Source organism: Nocardioides ungokensis (assembly GCF_013466985.1).
Taxonomy (GTDB): Bacteria; Actinomycetota; Actinomycetes; order Propionibacteriales; family Nocardioidaceae; genus Nocardioides; species Nocardioides ungokensis.
On the sequence record NZ_CP059164.1, the window covers coordinates 481,899 to 495,606 of the forward strand.

Annotated in this window: 13 protein-coding genes, 1 tRNA gene and 1 pseudogene; 10 read left to right on the plus strand and 5 right to left on the minus strand. The window is 71.4% G+C overall.

Annotated features, from left to right (window positions below):
- Nucleotides 1–103 precede the first annotated feature (103 nt).
- The 4 genes from topA to H0S67_RS02435 all read left to right on the plus strand — a co-directional run bounded on the left by topA (nt 104) and on the right by H0S67_RS02435 (nt 6,359).
- The gene (topA, locus tag H0S67_RS02420; RefSeq protein ID WP_180935299.1) at nt 104–2,806 is read left to right on the plus strand and encodes a type I DNA topoisomerase; all 2,703 of its coding nucleotides are present in this window, start codon (nt 104–106) and stop codon (nt 2,804–2,806) included.
- Nucleotides 2,807–2,965: 159 nt separating this feature from the next.
- The gene (gene tmk / locus H0S67_RS02425) at nt 2,966–3,622 is read left to right on the plus strand and encodes a dTMP kinase (RefSeq protein WP_180935300.1); all 657 of its coding nucleotides are present in this window, start codon (nt 2,966–2,968) and stop codon (nt 3,620–3,622) included.
- Nucleotides 3,619–4,800: a DNA polymerase III subunit delta' gene (locus H0S67_RS02430; protein ID WP_180935301.1), complete on the plus strand. Its 1,182-nt coding sequence runs from the start codon at nt 3,619–3,621 to the stop codon at nt 4,798–4,800. The genes tmk and H0S67_RS02430 overlap by 4 nt, the downstream gene beginning before the upstream one ends.
- Entirely contained in the window at nt 4,797–6,359 is a 1,563-nt protein-coding gene (locus H0S67_RS02435) for an alpha/beta hydrolase (RefSeq protein WP_180935302.1), read from the plus strand. Before H0S67_RS02430 ends, H0S67_RS02435 begins: the two co-directional genes overlap by 4 nt.
- Before the next feature lie 43 nt (nt 6,360–6,402).
- On the opposite strand, the gene H0S67_RS02440 is transcribed toward H0S67_RS02435, so the two are convergent.
- A complete protein-coding gene (locus H0S67_RS02440) occupies nt 6,403–7,341 on the minus strand; it encodes a TauD/TfdA dioxygenase family protein (RefSeq protein ID WP_180935303.1) in 939 nt (312 codons plus the stop codon).
- A 199-nt stretch (nt 7,342–7,540) separates the two neighbouring features.
- On the opposite strand from H0S67_RS02440, the gene H0S67_RS26375 reads away from it, so the two are divergent.
- On the plus strand, nt 7,541–7,669 hold the full coding sequence (locus tag H0S67_RS26375) for a hypothetical protein (protein WP_281368942.1): 129 nt from the start codon (nt 7,541–7,543) through the stop codon (nt 7,667–7,669).
- Between the two features lie 107 nt (nt 7,670–7,776).
- Nucleotides 7,777–7,852 (plus strand) — tRNA-Thr (locus tag H0S67_RS02450).
- 357 nt (nt 7,853–8,209) lie between these two features.
- On the opposite strand, the gene H0S67_RS02455 is transcribed toward H0S67_RS02450, so the two are convergent.
- Complete coding sequence (locus H0S67_RS02455; protein ID WP_180935304.1) at nt 8,210–8,383, minus strand: hypothetical protein; 174 nt, start codon at nt 8,381–8,383, stop codon at nt 8,210–8,212.
- A 160-nt stretch (nt 8,384–8,543) separates the two neighbouring features.
- Between H0S67_RS02455 and H0S67_RS02460 the strand changes: the two genes are divergently transcribed.
- Nucleotides 8,544–10,199, plus strand: coding sequence for an MFS transporter (locus H0S67_RS02460; RefSeq protein ID WP_246355063.1), 1,656 nt, complete (start codon nt 8,544–8,546; stop codon nt 10,197–10,199).
- Nucleotides 10,200–10,209: 10 nt separating this feature from the next.
- Here the strand turns inward: H0S67_RS02460 and H0S67_RS02465 are convergent, their stop codons facing one another.
- On the minus strand, nt 10,210–10,878 hold the full coding sequence (locus H0S67_RS02465; RefSeq protein WP_180935305.1) for a hypothetical protein: 669 nt from the start codon (nt 10,876–10,878) through the stop codon (nt 10,210–10,212).
- A gap of 143 nt (nt 10,879–11,021) precedes the next feature.
- Here H0S67_RS02465 and H0S67_RS02470 point away from each other — a divergent pair, with 143 nt between their 5' ends.
- The 3 genes and pseudogenes from H0S67_RS02470 (at nt 11,022) to H0S67_RS26380 (ending at nt 12,511) form a co-directional block, all read left to right on the plus strand.
- Nucleotides 11,022–11,873, plus strand: coding sequence for a Cof-type HAD-IIB family hydrolase (locus tag H0S67_RS02470; RefSeq protein ID WP_219635443.1), 852 nt, complete (start codon nt 11,022–11,024; stop codon nt 11,871–11,873).
- Nucleotides 11,874–11,975: 102 nt separating this feature from the next.
- Nucleotides 11,976–12,245 (plus strand): annotated as a pseudogene (locus H0S67_RS02475) (flavodoxin domain-containing protein); the annotation flags it as partial.
- A 137-nt stretch (nt 12,246–12,382) separates the two neighbouring features.
- Entirely contained in the window at nt 12,383–12,511 is a 129-nt protein-coding gene (locus H0S67_RS26380) for a hypothetical protein (RefSeq protein ID WP_281368943.1), read from the plus strand.
- On the opposite strand, the gene bsaP is transcribed toward H0S67_RS26380, so the two are convergent.
- Nucleotides 12,501–12,683 carry a biotin synthase auxiliary protein BsaP gene (gene bsaP / locus H0S67_RS27775; protein WP_180935306.1) on the minus strand — a complete coding sequence of 61 codons (183 nt, stop codon included), beginning with the start codon at nt 12,681–12,683 and terminating at the stop codon, nt 12,501–12,503. The two genes, H0S67_RS26380 and bsaP, sit on opposite strands and share 11 nt — an antisense overlap.
- Nucleotides 12,683–13,678, minus strand: coding sequence for a biotin synthase BioB (gene bioB / locus H0S67_RS02485; protein ID WP_180935307.1), 996 nt, complete (start codon nt 13,676–13,678; stop codon nt 12,683–12,685). Before bioB ends, bsaP begins: the two co-directional genes overlap by 1 nt.
- Between the last annotated feature and the right edge of the window lie 30 nt (nt 13,679–13,708).

Sequence of the window (13,708 nt, forward strand, 5' to 3'; positions counted from 1 at the left end):
GAGAGTGGAGGGAATGGGTTCTGCGCCGGACGCGCTACCGTGAGCGGCCGTGGGGCCTGCAGCGGGGCCCGCCAGCAGCAGCAAGCAGGAGAAGGAAGCGCACGTGGCACACAAGTTGGTGATCGTCGAGTCCCCGGCGAAGGCCCGCACGATCGGCGGGTACCTCGGCGCGGGGTACGTCGTCGAGTCCTCCATCGGCCACATCCGCGACCTCCCGAACAACGCGGCGGACACGCCGGCCAAGATCAAGGACAAGCCGTGGGGGCGGCTGGCGGTCGACGTCGAGAACGGCTTCGAGCCCTACTACGTGGTCCCGCGTGACAAGAAGTCCCACATCTCCAAGCTCAGGTCGCTGCTCAAGGACGCCGACGAGCTCTACCTCGCCACCGATGAGGACCGCGAGGGCGAGGCGATCGCCTGGCACCTGCTCGACGAGCTGAAGCCCAAGAACATCCCGGTGCACCGGATGGTCTTCCACGAGATCACCAAGCCCGCGATCCAGGCTGCGGTGGAGAACCCGCGCCAGATCAACGACGACCTCGTCGAGGCCCAGGAGGCGCGCCGCATCCTCGACCGTCTCTACGGCTACGAGGTCTCCCCGGTGCTGTGGAAGAAGGTCATGTCCGGCCTGTCCGCGGGCCGCGTGCAGTCGGTGGCGACCCGGCTGGTGGTCGACCGCGAGCGGGAGCGGATGCGCTTCCGGGTCGCGTCGTACTGGGACCTCGAGGGCACCTTCGACGCCGGCAGCAAGCACGAGCAGCGGATGTTCCCCGCCAAGCTGCACTCGGTCGATGGCGCCCGGGTCGCCCGTGGCTCCGACTTCGGTCCTGACGGCCTGCTCAAGTCCTCGGCCGACGGCAAGGTGGTCCACCTCGACCGCACCCGCGCCGAGGGCCTGGCCGCGGCGCTCCAGGACGCGACGTACGACGTCCGCTCGGTGGAGTCCAAGCCCTACCGCCGCTCGCCGTACGCGCCGTTCCGGACCACCACCCTCCAGCAGGAGGCCAGCCGCAAGCTCGGCATGAGCGCGTCGGTGACCATGTCGGTCGCCCAGCGCCTGTACGAGAACGGCTTCATCACCTACATGCGTACCGACTCCACCACGCTCTCCGACGCCGCCGTCGGCGCGGCGAGGGCGCAGGTGCGCGAGCTGTACGGCGCGGAGTACGTGCCCGACGCCCCCCGTGTCTACGCCTCGAAGGTCAAGAACGCCCAGGAGGCGCACGAGGCGATCCGGCCCGCCGGCGACTCGTTCCGCACCCCGGCGCAGACGGGGCTGAAGGGCGAGCAGTTCCGGCTCTACGAGCTGATCTGGATGCGCACCGTCGCCTCCCAGATGCGTGACGCCGTCGGCCAGTCGGTGACGATCCGCCTCGGCGGCGGTGCCTCGACGGGCGAGGACGTCGTCTTCTCGGCCAGCGGTCGCGTCATCACCTTCCACGGCTTCCTCAAGGCCTACGTCGAGGGCACCGACGACGCCTCGGCGGCCAAGGACGACCAGGAGACCCGCCTGCCCGCCCTCGAGGAGGGCGACGTGGTCTCGGCCGCCTCGGTCAGCGCCAGCGGCCACGAGACCAAGCCGCCGGCCCGCTACACCGAGGCCACGCTGATCAAGGAGCTCGAGGACCGCGAGATCGGTCGCCCGTCGACGTACGCCTCGATCATCGGCACGATCCTCAACCGCGGCTACGTCTACAAGAAGGGCACCGCGCTGGTGCCGGCGTGGCTCGCGTTCTCGGTGACCCGGCTGCTCGAGGAGCACTTCCCGCGCCAGGTGTCCTACGAGTTCACCGCCACCATGGAGGACGTCCTCGACGAGATCGCGGCCGGCCGCAAGGACCGCAACACCGAGCTCGGCGAGTTCTACTACGGCACCGGCGACGTCGCGGGGCTCCACACCCTCGTCAACGAGCTCGGCGAGATCGACGCGCGCGACCTGGCGACCTTCCCCGTCGGCGGCGAGGACTCCGGCGTCCAGCTGCGGGTGGGCCGCTACGGGCCGTATCTCGAGGGCCCGGACGAGGACGGCACGCCGTTCGGTCGCCGTGCCAACGTGCCCGACGACCTGCCGCCCGACGAGCTGACCATGGAGAAGGCCAAGGAGCTGCTGGCCAACCCGGCGGGCGAGGAGATCGAGCTCGGCTCCCACCCGGAGACCGGCCTGCGCGTGGTGGCGAAGAACGGCCGCTTCGGCCCTTACGTCACCGAGGAGCTCCCGGATGACGCGCCGAAGTCCGCCAAGCCGCGCACCGGCTCGCTGTTCAAGTCGATGTCGCTGGACACCGTCACCCTCGACGACGCGGTCAAGCTGCTCTCGCTGCCGCGCGTGGTCGGGGCGGGCGAGGACGGCGAGGAGATCACCGCGCAGAACGGCCGCTACGGGCCGTACCTGAAGAAGGGCACCGACTCCCGGTCGCTGGTCTCCGAGGACCAGCTGCTCTCGATCACCCTCGACGAGGCGCTCAAGATCTACGCCCAGCCCAAGCAGCGCGGCCGGGCCGCGGCGACGGCACCGCTCAAGGAGCTCGGCAACGACCCGGTCTCCGGACAGCCGGTCGTGGTGAAGGCCGGCCGCTTCGGTGAGTACGTCACCGACGGTGAGTACAACGCCACCCTCCGCAAGGAGGACTCGGTGGAGTCGATCACCATCGAGCGCGCCGCCGAGCTGCTCGCCGAGCGTCGCGCCAAGGGCCCGGCGAAGAAGACCGCCAAGAAGGGCGCGAAGAAGGCGCCCGCCAAGAAGTCGGCGGCGAAGAAGTCCACGGCGAAGAAGACGACGAAGAAGGCCGCGGCCAAGAAGTCCTGAGAACTGCGGTCCGGACTCACGGTTGGTGACCAGACCGCAGAAATCCGGGCCCGTGGGGTGCAGTCCGTGACCATTCGGTGACCCCGCAGGGCCCGGCCGCCCGCCGCGGGGTGGCCCGCGCGGCCGCCCCCGTCGGAGCCGACGCCTAGGGTGTACGCCGTGAGCACCGGCGTCTACGCACCCACCGGCGTCTTCGTCTGCTTCGAGGGCGGCGAGGGGTCCGGCAAGTCCACCCAGTCCCGGCTGCTGCGCGACTGGCTCGAGGCGGAGGGGTACGCCGTGGTGCTGACCTTCGAGCCCGGCGACACCGAGGTCGGCCGCGAGATGCGCCGGATCGTGCTCAGCCCCGAGACCGGGGAGCTCGCCGACCGGACCGAGGTGCTGCTCTACGCCGCCGACAAGGCCGAGCACGTCGAGACCGTCGTGCAACCGGCGCTCGACCGGGGTGCCGTGGTCGTCACGGACCGCTACGTCGACTCCACGCTGGCCTACCAGGGTGCCGGCCGCTCGCTCGACGTCCGCGAGGTCGAGCAGGTGGCGCGGTGGGCCACCCACGACCTGCGCCCGCACCTGACGGTCGTCCTGGACCTCGAGCCGGAGCGCGGCCTGGGCCGGTTCGCCGAGCGCGACCGGATCGAGGCCGAGTCGGTGGAGTTCCACGAGCGGGTGCGCGCAGCGTTCCTGGAGATGGCCGGCGCCGACCCCGACCACTACCTGGTGCTCGACGCCCGGCTCCCGGTGGAGGAGATCGCCGCGGAGATCCGCGCCGAGGTGACCCCGCTGCTCGAGCGTGCCGTCCGGGGGGTGCAGGCATGACCGTCACCCGGCAGGGCACCGTCTGGGACGGCCTGGTCGGCCAGCGCCACGCCGTCGACGCCTTGCGCCGCGCTGCCGGCGGCCACGGCATGACCCACTCCTGGCTGTTCACCGGCCCGCCGGGCTCGGGCCGGTCCAACGCCGCGATCGCGTTCGCCGCGGCGCTGGAGTGCGACCAGACGGGCACCGACCGCGCCGGCTGCGGGGAGTGCCACGAGTGCCACACCGCGCTCGCGGGCTCCCACGCCGACGTCTCGGTGATCCGCACCGAGAAGCTCTCGATCGGCGTCGACGAGGTCCGTGACCTGGTCCGCCGGGCGGCGCTAGCCCCGGTCGGGCGGCGCTGGCAGGTCCTCGTCGTCGAGGACGCCGACCGGCTCACCGACGCGGCCTGCAACGCGCTGCTCAAGGCGATCGAGGAGCCCACCGACCGCACCGTGTGGATGCTCTGCGCCCCCACGGTCGAGGACGTGCTCCCCACGATCCGCTCCCGCTGCCGCCTCGTCACGCTGAGCACACCCACCACCGACGACGTGGCGGCGTTCCTGACGCGGGTCGACGGCGTCGCCGACGGGCTCGCGTCGTACGCCGCCCGCGCCAGCCAGGGCCACATCGGCCGGGCGCGTGCGCTCGCGCGGGACGAGGGCACCCGCAACCGTCGCCGCGAGGTGGTCTCGATCCCGGCGCGGCTCACGTCGCTGGGGGCGTGCATGACCGCCGCCGCCAACCTCGCCGAGGTGACCAAGGAGGAGGCCGACCTGATCACCGGCGAGCTCGACGCCCGGGAGAAGGCCGACCTCGACTCGTCGTACGGCGTGGTCGAGCGCGGGCGCCGGCCCCGCGAGTACGCCCCTGCCCTCTCGTCGCTGGAGAAGGGGCAGAAGACCCGGGCCAAGCGCCGCCACCTCGACGTCGTCGACCGCGGGCTGATGGACCTGGTGTCGGTCTACCGCGACGCGATCGCGCTGGCCCTGGGGGCGCCCGGCCGCCTGGTCAACGAGGAGATCCGCGGCGACATCGACCAGCTCGTGCGCGGCTCCACCCCGGAGCTCAACCTGCGCCGGATCGCGTGGATCTTCGAGGCCCGCGAGCAGATGCTGGAGTTCAACGTGCCGGTCGCGCTCGCCCTGGAGTCGATGATGGTCGCCCTTCGGGTGCCCGACCGGAGCGTGCGATGAGACGGGTCCTCGTCGCGGTCCTCGTGGTCGCGATGCTGCTCGCCGCCGTCGGCGCCACCGCCCTGCTGCTCCTCTCCTCGTCCGACGGGACGAACTCGTCGACGAGCCCCTCCGAGGTCCCGACCACCACTCCCGAGCCCTCAGCCACCCGGGCGCCGAGCCCGGGGCTGGCGCGGTTCTACACCCAGCGTCTCGACTGGTCGTCGTGCCGCGACGGCGACCTGTGCGCCAGGCTCACCGTGCCGCTGGACTACCAGCACCTGGATGGGCGGACGATCGACCTCGCCCTGCTCAAGGTGCCCGCCCAGGACCCCGCCCAGCGGATCGGCTCGCTGGTGGTCAACTCCGGTGGCCCGGGTGCACCCGGCACGGACTACGCCGCGGGCGCCTCCCAGGCGTTCGGGCAGCCGCTGCTCGACCGCTTCGACATCGTCGGTTTCGACCCGCGCGGGACCGGCAGCAGCGACCCCGTCGACTGCCTCAGCAACGCCCAGCTCGACGGCTACGTCGCGGCTGACCCGTCGCCCGACACCGCCGCCGAGCGCGCCACCTACGCCGGGATCCTGCGCACGTTCGGCCGCGGCTGCGTGCAGCGCTCCGGCGACCTGGCCGCGCACGTCTCCACGGTCGAGGCGGCCCGCGACATGGACGTGCTGCGCGCGGCGCTCGGCGAGTCGCGGCTGACCTACTTCGGTGCCTCCTACGGCACCAAGCTGGGCGCGACGTACGCCGACCTCTTCCCGCACCGGGCCGGGCGGCTCGTGCTCGACGGGGCCGTGGACCTCTCCATCGGGCCGCGCGAGCTGGCGCTGGAGCAGGCGGGCGGGTTCGAGACCGCGCTGCGCGCCTACGTCCAGGACTGTGTCGACCACACCGACGGCTGCTTCCTCGGCAGCACCCTCGACGAGGGGCTGGCGAAGATCTCCTCGCTGCTGACCCGGATCGACGCCCAGCCGCTGCCGACGAGCTCGGACCGGCAGCTCCAGATCGGGAACGCCTTCTACGGGATCGCGCTGCCGCTCTACGACCGCCAGTACTGGTACGTGCTGTCGGCCGCCCTGCAGCAGGCGATGTCCGGCGACGGGTCGACCCTGCTGAAGCTCTCGGACCTCTACAACTCCCGCGACGACAGCGGCGGCTACGGCAACAACCTCATCGAGGCCCTCTACGCGATCAGCTGCCTCGACGACCCGACGGCGATCTCGCCCGCGCAGGTCCCCGCCGAGCTGCCGGCGTTCGAGAAGGTGTCGCCGACGTTCGGCGACGTGTTCGCCTGGGGGCTGACCACCTGTGACGGCTGGCAGGTGAAGTCCGGGGCGCGGGACCGCAGCGTCCACGCGAAGGGTGCGCCACCGATCGTGGTCATCGGCACCACCCGCGACCCCGCGACCCCGATGAAGTGGGCGGTGGACCTCGCCCACCAGCTCGACTCCGGGGTGCTGATCCGGCGGGATGGCGACGGCCACACCGGCTACCACGCGGGCAACGAGTGCGTCGACCGAGCGGTCGAGGGCTACCTGATCGACGGCACCGTGCCGAAGGACGGCCTGTCCTGCTGACCCCCCTGTCGCCAGCAGACCGGGGCCGTCCTCCGGCGGTGGGTCAGCTGATCAGCTCGTCGATGCGCGTGTAGCCGTCCGAGTCGCCGACGACGACCCGGCTCTGACGGCCGTCGGTGCTGACCGGCACGTCACCCGCGACGGTCACCCGGCGCACCTCCCGGCGGTGGTTGTCGAAGTCGGCCACGGCGTAGTGCTGGGTGGCGCGGTTGTCCCACATCGCCACGTCGCCCTGCGCCCAGGTCCAGCGGATGGTGTTCTCCAGGCGGGTCACCCGGTTCTGCAGCAGCTGGAAGAGCGCGCTGGACTCCGATGAGTTCAGGCCGAGGAAGCGCTTGACGAAGTGCCCGAGCACCAGGGCGCGCTCGCCCGTCTCGGGATGGATGCGCACGACCGGGTGCTCGGTCTCGTAGTACGTCGAGCGGAACTGCTCGCGGTCCAGCGCGTCGCGGTCCGGGCCGTCGTTCTCCGGGTCCTCGACGTCGGCGACGTAGTCGTACTCGTTGCTGTGCACCGCCCACAGGTGCTCGACGAGCGACTTCAGCGACAGCGGGAGGGCTTCGTACGCCGCGACGGTGTTGGCCCAGACGGTGTTGCCGCCGTACTCCGGGATGGTGACGCCGCGCAGGATGCTGATGGCCGGGATCCGGTCGACGAAGGTGACGTCGGTGTGCCAGCTGTTGGCCGCCATGCCCTTGGTGGCGGCGAGGCTCAGGACGTGCGCGCTGCCGGTGTTGACGGTGGGGTGGGCGGTCGTGAGGGTCCCGAGCTGCTCGGCGAAGGCGACCTGTCCCGCGTCGTCGAGGTGGTCCTGTCCGCGGAAGAACACCACCTTGTGCTTGAGCAGTGCCGCCCGGATGGCCGAGACGGTGTCGGGGTCGAGGTCGGCGCCGAGGCGCACGCCGTCGATGCGGGCCCCGATGCGGCCGCCGAGGCGCTGGACGGACAGGGTCTGCGTGGTGCGGTCGAGGCTGATGGTCATGCGATCCTCCGTACTTATTGTCTAGTGACTTACTAGATAATACCGGAGGACGGTGGCGAGCTCTCTCAGCGTGGTCGGACCGGCTCGGCGATGGCCTGGATGCGGGTGGTGGCGAGCTCGATCATCAGGCGGGCGGCGGGGGACAGGGTGGCCCCGGCGCGGTGCACGATCGCGAGCGTGTCGAACTGGCGTGGGCGCCGTGAGACCCACCCGGCGTCGGGTGCGAGGCGGGGGAGTCGTGTCCTTCACCTGCTGGTGCGGCACCGAGCAGGCGATGACCGCCGGACGCGCCGCGACGCGCTCCACCAAGGTCACCCTCGCGGCCTGATCCTCACCCCTCCGGGGTGCGGACGCCGGTTTCGCGACCGGGCGGAGACGTCCGTATACTTCCCCGGGTTGCCCGGACCAGGTCCTCGGACCAGAGCCGGGCAGCGCGCCGCCTTAGCTCAGTCGGTAGAGCGATTCACTCGTAATGAATAGGTCGTCGGTTCGATTCCGACAGGCGGCTCCACACAGAAGCCCAGGTCAGCGCCACCAGTGCACCAACGCGCTCGGGCCTGGGCTTTCTTCATGCCCGCTGGTCCGAGGCCGGTCGCGTGCCCGGCGGTGGGTCAGCCCCGGTTTGGTCGGCGGAAACGGTGGCCAGCTCACCGCTGGCCAAGTGGGTCGGGCAGGTCACGCGTACGGCGGTGGGTCAGCCACCGTTCGGTCGGCGGAAACGGTGGCCAGCTCACCGCCGGTCCGGCCACCCCGAGAGGCGGCTCCCTGTGGGCTGGGTGAGCGACGAGGCCGACTACCTGAGCAGGATGGTGCCACCACCGGGGGCCATGGGCCCCGCGATGATGCGCTGAGTGGGACCGCCGGCGGGTCAGCCGAACAGGAGCCAGGCGAGGGCAACCACGATCACGAGCACGACGAGAGCCGCGGCGACCAGGGCCACCCGCATCCCGGACGACCGGGACGGCTCAGGATCGGCGCGATCGACGAAGGCCTGCCACATCTGCGTGTTGGCGCCGGGGTCGAGGTCGTCGTTCTCGGGCATGCACACGAGGCTACCGCTCGCCGGTCGGTGATCTCACGCGGCCCTCATCCGACGCGGGTGATGCCCGACCGTCCCTGCCGGGTCCACGATCGGGGCAGTCGCGATGTGTGACTGGAGGCTCCAGCGGGGTTCGTGTGCCGCATGACGGCAGGGAGGGCGCGTGGACCGTCAAGACACGCTGGCAACCGGTACGGCGAGGGCGACCGGCGGGATCCTGCTGACCCTGGCCTCGGCCCAGTTCCTGATGACGCTGGACAGCTCGGTGATGAACGTGTCGATGGCGACGGTGGCACAGGACCTCGGCACGTCGATCACCGGCATCCAGACGGCGATCACCCTCTACACACTCGTGATGGCGACCCTGATGATCACCGGGGGCAAGATCGGCTCCAACATCGGGCGGCTCAGGGCCTTCTCCATCGGCTGCGTGGTCTACGGAGCCGGCTCCTTCGTCACCGGGATCGCCCAGAACCTCACCGTGCTGATCATCGGCTGGTCCTTCCTGGAGGGGATGGGCGCGGCCCTGATCATGCCGGCGATCGTCGCCTTGGTGGCGACCAACTTCGAGGTGGCCGGCCGGCCGAGGGCCTACGGCCTGGTCGCCGCCGCGGGCGCGTGTGCGGTCGCGGTCGGGCCGTTGATCGGCGGGGCCGCGACGACGTACGCCTCGTGGCGGCTGGTGTTCTTCGGCGAGGTCGTGATCGTCGCCCTCATCCTGCTCATGTCCCGCAAGATCGGCGACGCGCCCGTCGTGGAGAAGGCCAGCCTCGACCTGGTGGGGACGCTGCTGTCCGTGGTGGGGCTCGGGATGGCGGTCTACGGCGTGCTGAGGACCAGCGAGTGGGGGTTCGTGCGGCCCAAGCCGGATGCCCCGGCACTGCTCAACCTCTCCGCGTCGTTCTGGCTGATCCTGGCGGGACTCATCGTGGTGTGGGTGTTCTTCCGCTGGGAGGCCCACGTCCTCCGCGCCGGGCGCGACCCGCTGGTGCGGCCCTCGATGTTCGCGAACACCCAGCTCGACGGCGGGCTGGTGATGTTCTCCTTCCAGTTCCTGCTGCAGGCCGGCGTGTTCTTCGTCGTCCCGCTGTTCCTGTCCGTGGCGCTGGGTGTGTCGGCGATCGAGACCGGGCTGCGCGTCATGCCGTTGTCCGTCGGCCTGCTGGCCGCGGCGATGGGGGTCCCCAAGCTGCTGCCCGACGTCTCGCCGCGTCGCGTGGTCCGGGTCGGCATCCTGCTGATGCTGGCCGGGATCGTGATCCTGATGTCAGCCATCGATGCGAACGCCGACGCGACCGTGGTCTCGTGGCCGATGCTGGTCATCGGCCTGGGGATGGGGTGCCTGGCCTCCCAGCTCGGGAGTGTCACGGCCTCCTCCGTGCCGACCGAGGAGAGCAGCGACGTCGGCGGACTGCAGAACACCGCCACCAACCTCGGGGCGTCACTGGGCACCGCGCTCGCCGGCTCGGTCATGATCGCCGCCCTGACCAGCTCGCTGATCTCCGGGCTCGAGGCCAATCCCGACGTCCCCGACAACGTGGCGTCGCAGGCCAGCGTGGACCTGGCCTCGGGGGTCCCGTTCCTGTCCGACAAGCAGGTGGAGTCGGCGATGGCCGACAGGGGCGCCAGTGGCCAGGCCACCCAGATCGCGGTGGACGAGAACGCCGCAGCCCGGATCGACGGCCTCGACGCCGCCCTCGGCGTGCTGGCGATGATCGCCCTGGTCTCGCTGTTCTTCTCCGGCCGCATCCCCGACGTCCAGCCGGGCAGCAGCCGCGGATCGGCCGCCCCCGAGACGACCGAGGCGTCCGAGGTCTGAGCCCCCGGCCTCACTCGGAGCCGACGGAGTCGAACACCTCGGTGTGGTCCACGTGCCGCACACGCACCGAGCCGGCGTGGCCGTCGACCAGGCCGACCTCGACGTCGTACCTGTCCCGCTCCGGGGTGCGCAGCGCCAGCGACCAGGAGTTCTCGGCCGGGTGGTGCTCCTCCGAGCTGAGCGACAGGGTGTCGGGGTCCAGGGCGTACGCCGTCGCCGCTGCGCGCCGGGCGCGCACGAGGGCGGCCTCGCGGGAGGTCGGTGTCGCCACCGGCTCACCAGTGGCGCCGATGAGTTCGCGGAAGGCGTGGACCACGCCCTCGAGTGCTGCCTCGGCGACGGCTGGGGTGCGCGGCCCGGTGGTGACGAGGAGCCCGATCTCGAGGGCGCCCGGGCTCGCGCCCCAGCTGGTGTGCCACCGGTGCCGGTGGAGGGAGTAGTGGCGCGGGGCGTCGGCACCGGCGTACAGGACCGGCTCCAGCGCCGCGAGGACCCGCGCCTCGTCCGGCTCGGAGGCGTCAGGACCGTCGGGCTCCGGCGCGGGCAGGTCGAGCAGGAACTGCTCGTACGCCGCCCCGTCGGGCCTCGCCCGGTAGCCGACCTGGATCCGCAGCAGGTCGACACGGCCGAGCGTGAGCAGAGGCAGCGAGACCTGGTCGCCCGCCTGGTGACTGGCCATCTCCTCAGCGTCGAGCAGCGGGGAGAGGCGGTCAAGCGCCGGCCGGGTGGTTCCCGGTGACCTTCGCCCCTACGCCGTCCCCGAGACTGGTCGTGGCCGTCGCACCGCGGCGGCTCTCACCCGACCCTTGGGAGCAGCCACCCGTGACCCCGTCGTCCCACACCGCGTTCCTGCCCGCGAGCACCCGCCTCGTCGTCGCCGACATGGACGGCACGCTGCTGGACGGCCGGGGCCGGGTCCCCGACCGGCTGTGGTCGCTGCTGGAGCGGATGACCCACGCGGGGGTGACCTTCGCCCCGGCCAGCGGGCGCCAGTACGCCACGCTGGCGCACATGTTCGACCGCGCCTCGGAGGGCATGGTGTTCGTCGCCGAGAACGGCGCGTACGTCGTGCGCGACGGGCAGGAGCTGAGCTCCTCCGGCCTCGGCCGGGACGCGGTCGTGGCTGCCGTCGACACCCTGCGCGCCTTCCACGACGACGGGCGCGCCGACCTCGGTGTCGTGGTCTGCGGCAAGCGCTCGGCCTACGTCGAGCGGGGCGACCGGGGGTTCCTCGACCGGGCCGAGCCGTACTACCGCGAGCTCGCCCGGGTCGACGACGTGCTCGAGGTGGAGGACGAGATCGTCAAGGTCGCGGTCTTCGACTTCGGCGACGCCGTCGCCGGCGCCGCCGAGGCCCTGACGTCGTTCCGCGAGTCCCACCAGGTCGTCGTGTCCGGCAAGCACTGGGTCGACCTGATGGGCGCCGGCGTCAACAAGGGCGTCGCGGTGCGGCGCCTGCAGGAGCGGCTCGGCATCACCCGTGCGGAGACCGTCGTGTTCGGCGACTACCTCAACGACCTCGAGATGCTCGACGAGGCCGCCGGCTCGTTCGCCGTCGCCAACGCGCACCCCGAGGTGCTGGAGCGGGCCAGCTTCCGCGCGCCGTCCAACCTCGACCACGGCGTCCTCACCACGATCGAGGAGCTGCTCGAGGCGCGCGTCCCGCACCGGTGACCTTCGCCCCTGTGCCGGCCCCGCCCGGGCTGGGAGGTTCGGCACAGCGGGGCCGCCCGGTCGCGGCGGCTCGACCCACCGACCGCAGGAGGGCGGGCGATCGTGACCAGCATCTGCATTCCCTACCTGACCTCCGAGGGCCAGACCGCGAAGATCGCGGAGTACATCGCCGACCTGGTCATCCACCACGACCTCGAGGCCCAGCCGGTGGACCTGAAGGAGGCCCCGGACGTCGACCTCACGGCGTACGACGGCGTCATCGTCGGCGCCTCCATCCACCGGGGGAAGCACGACAAGCGTCTCGGGGAGTTCGTGGAGCGCAACCGGGACGTCCTCGCACGGATCCCGTCGGCGTTCTTCTCGGTGAGCCTGGCCGCCACGGTGACACCGGCGAGGCGGAGAAGTACCTCGAGGACTTCGAGCAGGAGACCAAGTGGCGGCCCTCGAAGGTCGCCCTCTTCAGCGGCGCGCTGCTCTACACGCAGTACGGGTTCCTCACCCGGCACCTCATGAAGCGGATCGCGAAGACCAAGCCGGGCGAGCTCGGCACCGACGTGTCTCGCGACTACGTCTACACCGAGTGGGACGGTGTGCGTCGATTCACCGAGGACTTCCTGGCCGAGCTCGTCAGCCCGTGACGACCCCGTGCTCCACGCACTCGGCCGACCACCCGCGCGGCGTCACCTGCACCTTCATCCGCCGCCGGCACGAGGTGCAGAACCGGGGCGGCTCCAGGGCCAGGCGGGCATCGCAGGCCGCGTGGGGCAGGTCGTCCCGCGGCTCGCCGCAGAGGCCGCAGTAGCCACCCATTAGAGAGTCTTCGCGAGTTCCTTGATCGGCATCTTGAGGTCCGAGAGGAGCGCGAGGTCCTCGTCGGCGTCGCGGCCGAGGGTGGTCAGGTAGTTGCCCACGATGACGGCGTTGATGCCGCCGAGCAGCCCGTCGCGGGTGCCGAGGTCACCGAGGGTGAGCTCGCGGCCGCCGGCGTACCGCAGGATCGTGCGGGGCATCGCGAGCCGGAAGGCGGCGATGGTGCGCAGCGCGTCGGCGGAGTCCATCAGGGGCAGGTCGCCGAAGGGCGTGCCGGGCCGCGGGTTGAGGAAGTTCAGCGGCACCTCGTGCGGGTCGAGCTCGGCCAGCTGGGCGGCGAGCTCCGCGCGCTGCTCGAGGGTCTCGCCCATCCCGACCAGCCCGCCGCAGCACAGCTCCATGCCGGCCGCGCGGACCATCTGGCAGGTGTCCCAGCGCTCCTCGTAGGAGTGCGTGGTCACCACGGACGGGAAGTAGGACCTCGCAGCCTCGAGGTTGTGGTTGTAGCGGTGCACGCCCATCGCCGCCAGGTCGTCGACCTGCTCCTGGGTGAGCATGCCCAGCGAGCACGCGACGTTGATGTCGACGGCTTCCTGGATCGCCCTGATCCCGTCGCGCACCTGCGACATCAGCCGCTCGTCGGGGCCACGCACCGCGGCGACGATGCAGAACTCGGTGGCGCCGGTGGCGGCGGTCTCCTCGGCGGCCCGCACCAGCTGCGGGATGTCCAGCCAGACCGAGCGCACCGGCGAGGTGAACTGACCGGACTGGCTGCAGAAGTGGCAGTCCTCGGGGCAGCCGCCGGTCTTGAGGCTGATGATCCCCTCGACCTCGACCTCCGGACCGCAGTGCTTCATGCGTACGCCGTGGGCCAGCTCGAGCAGCGCGGGGACCTGGTCGTCCGGCAGCCGCAGGACCTCCACCAGCTCGTCGTACGAGAGGCCCTCGCCGCGGTCGAGGGCTCGGTCGCGGGCACGTTCCAGGATGTCCGTCACGAGCGACAGCGTAGACCAGAACTGAACACT